8 protein-coding genes and 1 pseudogene are annotated in these 7,117 nt (G+C 54.3%); 4 read left to right on the forward strand and 5 right to left on the reverse strand.

The genetic code is table 11. The features are described from left to right. The coding region (katG, locus tag ACXJJC_RS07730) for a catalase/peroxidase HPI (RefSeq protein WP_456370736.1) at positions 1–2,139 on the forward strand (2,139 nt) is incomplete at its 5' end. 138 nt (positions 2,140–2,277) lie between these two features. Then, a complete protein-coding gene (gene cobB / locus ACXJJC_RS07735; RefSeq protein WP_456370738.1) occupies positions 2,278–3,015 on the forward strand; it encodes an NAD-dependent protein deacetylase in 738 nt (245 codons plus the stop codon). Here cobB and pth2 read toward each other — a convergent pair. Then, positions 2,987–3,346: a peptidyl-tRNA hydrolase Pth2 gene (gene pth2 / locus ACXJJC_RS07740; RefSeq protein ID WP_456370739.1), complete on the reverse strand. Its 360-nt coding sequence runs from the start codon at positions 3,344–3,346 to the stop codon at positions 2,987–2,989. The genes cobB and pth2 overlap by 29 nt on opposite strands. Next, a complete protein-coding gene (locus ACXJJC_RS07745) occupies positions 3,330–3,590 on the reverse strand; it encodes a DUF5749 family beta-barrel protein (protein WP_456370741.1) in 261 nt (86 codons plus the stop codon). The genes pth2 and ACXJJC_RS07745 overlap by 17 nt, the downstream gene beginning before the upstream one ends. A gap of 73 nt (positions 3,591–3,663) precedes the next feature. Between ACXJJC_RS07745 and cofC the strand changes: the two genes are divergently transcribed. Continuing rightward, complete coding sequence (gene cofC, locus ACXJJC_RS07750) at positions 3,664–4,266, forward strand: 2-phospho-L-lactate guanylyltransferase (RefSeq protein WP_456370743.1); 603 nt, start codon at positions 3,664–3,666, stop codon at positions 4,264–4,266. Here cofC and ACXJJC_RS07755 read toward each other — a convergent pair. The 3 genes from ACXJJC_RS07755 to ACXJJC_RS07765 form a co-directional block, all read right to left on the reverse strand. Beyond that, the gene (locus ACXJJC_RS07755) at positions 4,263–5,333 is read right to left on the reverse strand and encodes a formate--phosphoribosylaminoimidazolecarboxamide ligase (protein WP_456370744.1); all 1,071 of its coding nucleotides are present in this window, start codon (positions 5,331–5,333) and stop codon (positions 4,263–4,265) included. The genes cofC and ACXJJC_RS07755 overlap by 4 nt on opposite strands. A gap of 34 nt (positions 5,334–5,367) precedes the next feature. After that, positions 5,368–5,682 carry a nucleotide pyrophosphohydrolase gene (locus tag ACXJJC_RS07760; RefSeq protein WP_456370746.1) on the reverse strand — a complete coding sequence of 105 codons (315 nt, stop codon included), beginning with the start codon at positions 5,680–5,682 and terminating at the stop codon, positions 5,368–5,370. A 74-nt stretch (positions 5,683–5,756) separates the two neighbouring features. Then, the gene (locus ACXJJC_RS07765; protein ID WP_456370748.1) at positions 5,757–6,821 is read right to left on the reverse strand and encodes an SPOUT family RNA methylase; all 1,065 of its coding nucleotides are present in this window, start codon (positions 6,819–6,821) and stop codon (positions 5,757–5,759) included. Positions 6,822–6,872: 51 nt separating this feature from the next. Between ACXJJC_RS07765 and ACXJJC_RS07770 the strand changes: the two are divergent. Next, positions 6,873–7,117, forward strand: a pseudogene (locus ACXJJC_RS07770) (hypothetical protein); the annotation flags it as partial.

Consider the following 7,117-nt stretch of genomic DNA (forward strand, 5'->3'; position numbering starts at 1 on the left):
CCAAACAGGCTGAACCTAAAAATTCTGAGGCAGAATCAGCCCGGTGCAAACCCCTACGGGGAGAGCTATGACTACATCAGAGAGGTCGAAGAGCTTGATGTCCATGCAGTAATCGAGGATCTCAAAAAGCTTATGAGAGACTCTCAGGACTGGTGGCCAGCAGACTTTGGACATTACGGGCCGCTGTTCATAAGGCTCGCCTGGCACAGTGCTGGTAGCTACAGGATTTTTGATGGAAGAGGGGGTGCGAGAGATGGCAGCATTCGCTTTCCGCCAAGGATAGACTGGCCGGACAACATAAACCTCGACAAGGCGATAAGGCTTCTCTGGCCGGTGAAGAAGAAGTATGGAAGAAGATTGTCATGGGCTGACCTGATAATCCTCGCAGGCACGATCGCCCTTGAGGACATGGGCGTGAAGATCCTCGGGTTCGGGCTCGGCAGGGAAGATATATACGAACCAGACGAGAGCCCGGACTGGGGAGAAGAGGAGGAAATGCTGACAGGAGAGAAAAGGTACGAGGAGGGCAAGCTAAAGAGACCATACGCCTCGACCGAGATGGGGCTGATATACGTTAACCCCGCAGGGCCTATGGGGGTTCCAGATCCGAAGCTTTCGGCTCAGGAGATAAGGGCGGTTTTTGCCAAGATGGGAATGAACGATGAAGAGACTGTGGCTCTGATTGCAGGCGGCCACTCTTTCGGAAAGTGTCATGGCGCAGCCCCGGACAGATACCTCGGCCCAGATCCGAGCTCGTCGCCTGTGGAGTATCAGGGGCTTGGCTGGAAGTTTGACTACAAGACAGGAAAGGGGCCCGACACATTCACATCCGGCTTTGAGCTTACATGGTCACCAACGCCAACAAAGTTCGCGATCATGTACCTCAAACTGCTTTTTGACTATGAGTGGGAAATAGAGACCAGCCCGGCAGGAAAGGTTCAGTGGGTGGCCAAGGACGCTCCCGAAATAATTCCCGATGCCCACGACCCCAATAAAAGACACAGGCCGAGAATGCTCACAGCAGATCTGGCGTTGAGGTACGACGAGAAGTACGCCAAGATAGCAAGGAAGTTCCTTGAAAACCCCGAGGAATTTGAGAGAGCCTTTGCAAGGGCATGGTTCAAGCTGACGCACAGGGACATGGGGCCGAAGAGATGTTACGCTGGGCCGTATGTGCCTGGAGAGGACTTCATATGGCAGGACCCTCTTCCAGAAAGAGATTACGAGCTCATAGATAAGGGGAACATTGAATGGCTGAAGAGACAGATCCTCGAGTCGGGGATAAGCATATCCCAGCTCGTCTACACGGCATGGTCCTCTGCTGCGAGCTACAGGAACTCCGACAGGAGGGGTGGAGCCAACGGAGCGAGGATAAGGCTGCACCCGATGAAGACGTGGGAAGTGAACCACCCGGAGGATCTTGAAAGAATAATCTCCAAACTCGAGAAAATCCAGCAGGAGTTCAACGAGGAGCAGGAGAGAAAGGGCGGGGGTAAGAGGGTTTCCCTCGCAGACCTCATAGTCCTCGGAGGGTGTGCCGCCGTGGAGGTTGCTGCAAAGAAGGCTGGATATGACGTGCACGTTCCGTTCACTCCCGGTAGGGTTGACGCCACACAGGAGCAGGTTGAGGTGGAGTTCTACGAGATGATCGAGCCATTTGCAGATGGGTTCAGGAACTACTTCAGATACCCTGAGACTATAGATGAAGCTGACGTTTACACAACACCCGAGTACTTCCTCGTGGATAAAGCCCACCTCCTGAAACTCACGGTAACCGAGATGGTTGTGCTCGTTGGTGGCCTGAGAGTGCTCGGGGCCGTTTATGAATACACTAACCATGGCGTCCTCACTTCCAAGCCAGAAACTCTCACAAACGACTTTTTCGTGAACCTGCTGGACATGGGCGTGGAGTGGAGGGCGAAGGATCAGCACAGATACCTGTTCGAGGGATTCGACAGAAAAACTGGAGAGAGAAAGTGGGTGGCAAGCAGGGTGGATTTGATATTCGGTCACCATGACGAGCTGAGGAGCGTTGCCGAGGTCTACGCTGCCGATGATGGAGAAAAAATGTTCATCTCAGACTTCATCAGGGCATGGGACAAGGTCATGAACCTCGACAGGTTCGACCTGAAAAGATAATTTTTTGATTTAAATTCTCAACTTTATCTTTTTGATTTTGGATAATATCGCCAGATGCTTTCAGCAAGATTCAGAAATCGATTTCATCCAGCCTCACCGTAGAATCCTTTTTATTTTCACTCCAGCATACATTCCATCATGCTCGCTGAAGACCTTTTCCATCTGATAAAATCACTCAACGGAAACCTTGTCGCCCTAACCGGTGCGGGAATATCTGCAGACAGCGGAATACCGACATTCCGCGGGAAGGACGGGCTGTGGGACAGATACAGGCCGGAGGATCTTGCCACCCCCCAGGCCTTTGCGAGGGATCCAGGGCTCGTGTGGAGGTGGTACGCGTGGAGGATGGAGCGGGTTTTCAGCGCGAGACCGAATCCGGCACACCAGGCACTGGCGATCATGGAGGGGAAGGGACTCCTGAAGGCAGTGATAACTCAGAATGTGGACAATTTGCACGAGAGGGCGGGAAGCAGAAACGTGATTCACCTGCACGGCAGGATTGACGAGATGAGGTGCTTGGAGTGTGGCAGGGTGGTCAGGGTTACCGAACCACCGAAAACGCTGCCCCCTGTATGTGAGTGCGGGGGGATGATGAGGCCGAACGTCGTGTGGTTTGGAGAATCGCTGCCCGAAAGAGAGCTCGAGCTGGCCATGCGTCTGTGCGAGGAAAACAGCGTTCTGGTGATCGGCACTTCAGCTGTGGTTTATCCCGCTGCCTACCTCCCTCACCACGCGAAGAGGAGCGGAAAGGCAGTCATCGAGATAAATCCCGAGGCAACTCCCGTGACGGAAATCGCAGACCTCAGTGTCAGGGAAAGGGCAGGAAGGTTCTTCGAACCCCTGCTGCCTATTTTAAAAGGGGAAGGCTTCCCGTGATTCTGTCTATCTTCTCCTCCTTTTCCGGGCCTATAACGACTGCCGTGATGGTTCCGGGAGGAATCTCGGTCAATCCCGCATCTTTCACGTATCCCGACGGCAGGCCAGCCCTTCTCGCCTGATCGAATATCCTCATCAGCTCCTGCAGATTTTTAACCTTCAGCACTATTTTCTTCTGTCCCTCCATCTTCCACTTCTCCCTCGTCTTGGGGTCGGCTGCCTCGTAGCCTGTTATTGCAGCGTGCGCTACCTGAACTGCGAGCTTTCCCCTCGAGAGCTTCAGGTCCTCCCTTACAACTATTACCTGCTTGTACTCACTCTCCGAAGCCATACTGTTCGAGCTCTTCGAGGCTTACGGGCCTTGACTTCTCCTCCACCCATCTCTCTCCAACCACCTTAGCCTCCTCCTCGTCGTAGTCCTGTATCACGAGCGCGTCTCCGTCCTCCTTGACTGCGGAGAGGGGAACGCCGAAAAACCTGTCGGAGCTCTTCACTATCAGGTAGCCTTCAAAAACGTCTATGCTCTCCCCGATTTCCTCACCATCCTTGCGAACGAAGCGGCATATTAAATCCATGTTTTCGGTGTTGTGGGTTTAAGGATAAATCATTTGCGCAAGTTTATTAATTGCCGCTAAAACTCTTCCAGACATGGAAGTAGTGATCCCGTTCAAACCCGTCAATCCAAAAACGAGACTCTCCGGCATTCTCACCAGGGAGGAGAGGGAGGAGCTCGCGTTCCACCTCCTCCTGGACGTCATTGAGGCGTGCGGAGAAGCCACGGTAATATCGAGCGCTGATGACAGGAGACTCGAAGGGCTGAAGCACGAGGTGGACAGCAGAACTCTCGACGAGGTGGTGACCTCCAGGATAAGGAAAGGCAATCTGGCCGTGGTCATGTCAGATCTGCCGCTGCTGAATGAGAAGGTGGTCGGAAGGTTTCTCGACAGCGAGGGGGACGTCGTGCTCGCCCCGGGGAGAAAGGGCGGAACGAACATGCTCCTCTCGAGGAGCAGGAGCTTTTACACCTCTTACCACTACGGAAGCCTCGTCAAACACGTTCAGATCTGCGAGTCCCTCGGCCTGAGGTGGGAGGTCTTCGACTCGTTCTACGCGAGCGTTGACATCGACGACGAAAGCGACCTGCTCGAGCTGATGTTGCACGGGAAGGGGAAGAGGAGCTACGATTACCTCGAGGAGCTTGGCTTCTACGTGGACTTCTCTGAGAGGGACCCCGTTCTGAGGAGGTCTTAGAAGATCATCTCCCCCAGCATGTCCTTCTCAATTCCCAGCCTGACCTCCCTCGCTATCCTCCTGCCCATGTACATGTTCTCGCCGAAGAGCACGTACGAGTAGGGTGAGGCGGGAATCCCCACGGTGGAGCCGGCCACGATCCTCGCCGAGATCTCGAAGTAGTAAATCTCCCCGTTATCGTCGATTATGCTCTCCAAGCAGAACGGGCCCACCATCCCGGGTTCTGCTATCTTCTTTGAATGCTCGTATACCTTCTGTCCGTCTCTCAGAATCCTTGAGAGCAGGCTCTCCCTGACTATGAGAGGTATGTTGCCCACCACTGTGTAGGTGGGAATGATTCCTGCTTCGAGCTGCTCGTCGGCGGGAATTCTCCCAATTCCGTCAACGTTCGACTCGTAGCGCCTGTCTATCGCTATCAGCTCTATCCTGCCGTTCACCACCGAGTAGAAGAAGGAGAAGTAGACAGGCACGCCGAGAACGTACTGCTGGATGTGAGCCCTCTCGACATCTTCTCTCGAGATCACTCCCCTCCTGACCAGTTCGTCGGCCTTTCTGTAAAAATCCTCCCTGCTTCTGGCTATGAAGTATCCCTTTCCTCCCCTCGCCCCGGGGTACTTCACTATCGCAAGTCCGTCTATCTCGTCAGGACTCGTGTAGGTTCTGGGGAGTTTGAGGCCCGCCCTCTCCAGCCACTCCCTCTGCTTCTCCCTTTCAGTTTCCCACTCCATCAGAACCCTGTTTCCGAAGACCGGAACTCTCAGGTTGTAGAGGCTTCCAATGTACGCGTTGTAGCTTCCGTGGGGGACGAGCACGGTGTTGAGCTCTGTGAGCCTCCTCTGGACAGCATCGTCCAGCAGCTCCCGGTAATCGTCAACCTGAATTATGTGGTCAGCAACTCCGAAGCTCTCGTAGACGAACCTCTCCCTCTCCCTGCATATGCACACAGTCTCAAAGCCCTCCTCCTTGGCCCCCTTCAGAATGTTCAGGGCAGAATGGCTGCCTATGGTGCCTATCCTGATCTCTTCCCGGTTGTATGAGGAGAGTGTCTTGAGAATCTCGTCGCGCATGTCCTTCTGTTCTCACCGAAAAATAAAAAGCCTTTCATTCGACCGGATACTTCCTCTCGTTCTTCTCGATCTTCGAGAGGATCGCTCTCTCCATGTCTATTCCGCACTCGTGGGCGAGGGTGAGCAGGTAGATCATCACGTCGCTTATCTCCTCCCCCAACCTTTCCCTGTACTCCCTGCTCTTCAGGAGATCCTCGACCTCTTCATCGCTCCTCCACTGGAACAGCTCCAGCAGCTCGCCAACCTCAATTGCAGCGGAAATCGCGAGGTTTTTTGGGGTGTGATACCTCTTCCACCCCCTCCTCTCCCTGAACTCAATGACAGTTCGGGTCAGCTCGGAAAGGTTCATGTGAACAATGTGTCTCAGAATGGTAAAGCTTTTCTCCACACTCTCTATGGTGGGCCGGAAATGGGGTTGCCCGGCTAATCCCCTCCTGCCCTCTTTTTCTCCTCCCTTTCCAGCACCATCTCTTCGTAAACGTCGAGCAGGGCAATGAGGGATGCGGGAATCGCTATTTCGGTGGGGAAGGTTATGTACGGTGTGAGATCCACCACGAAGTCCGACAGCCTGAGGATTCCCTTTGGCAGCCCGGTTCTGCTGCCCGCGAAGATGACTATCTCGTCTGCCCTCTCGAATGCCCTTTTGAGCTCATTCCTGATTTCGGAGATCTGCTTTCCTGTGGGGTCGGTGGAGATGAGTACTGTCCTCCTCCTCTTCTTGTCTCTGAACGTCTGGTACAGGTCGTGAACGAGAACCCTCACCTCCCTCACGTCCCTGGCGTAGCTCCTCCTCTGAATCTTCAGCCTCGACTCCTTCCCCCTCCTCAGCCCCCTAAGGAACTCGTATAGCTCTTCAGAATCCACGTATCCGTAGGGGGCGATGATCAGCTCCTTTATCTCGAAAGACTGAGCGCTCCTGCCGATCCTCTCCCCGATCTCCCTTGCCCCCTTCGGGTTCTCGAGGTAGGGCATCTGGACGAACGACACCTTGCTGAAGAACTTCAGGCTGTCAACCTTTTCGGGCGTGTACTTCCTCCTCTCCTCTTCACCATCCAGGATGCCTATGAATGTCCTCTCGTTTACGATTTCAACGTAAACCGCTCTGTCGGGACGGTTCAGGTCTACTTCCTTTCCGCTGATCTCCTGAATTCTCCGTCCGAGCCTTATGTTCACGTCCATGCTGCTGAAATCGTGCCTGAGCCCTCTCCTCGTCGTCCTGACGGCGAACGTCTCGAAGTCCCCCATCGCCCTGACAATGTCCTCCGCTCTTCCGAGAATCTCTTCGAGATCGGTCTTCAGCTCGAACAGAACTGGAATCGCCTTCTCCACTTCCGGCACTTCCCTGACCTTCTCGATGTCATTCGAGTGGACTATTAGCACTCCCAGGTATCCGGCGGGTCTGACCTCAACTTTCACGTCTCCCAGAAGCTCCCTGATGTTCTGCATGGCGATGTACTCCATTCCTCTCTGGGTTTTGGCGAAAATCATCGTCTGTCCTAATCCGGCAAGTTTTTTATAGCTTGCTGAGGATGTTCGTTTATGCCCCCAGGCGAACCGGTTTTCGCAGGAGTCATGCTTTCGGGATTTCTCATCACGTTCCTGCTCGCCTGGGTCTTGGGTGGTGCAGTCTTTTACCTGGCCCTGAGGTGGGCGGGGATCAGGGCCACGCTCTTCAGGGCGATGCTAACGGTTCTTGCTGGCACGGTTCTGGCGTTTTTCGTCGCGAAACTCCTCGTTCTCCTGCCTGTCGTGGGCATCCTTCTGGCGCCGCTCGGCTACTTCCT

The organism is Geoglobus sp. (assembly GCF_054018175.1).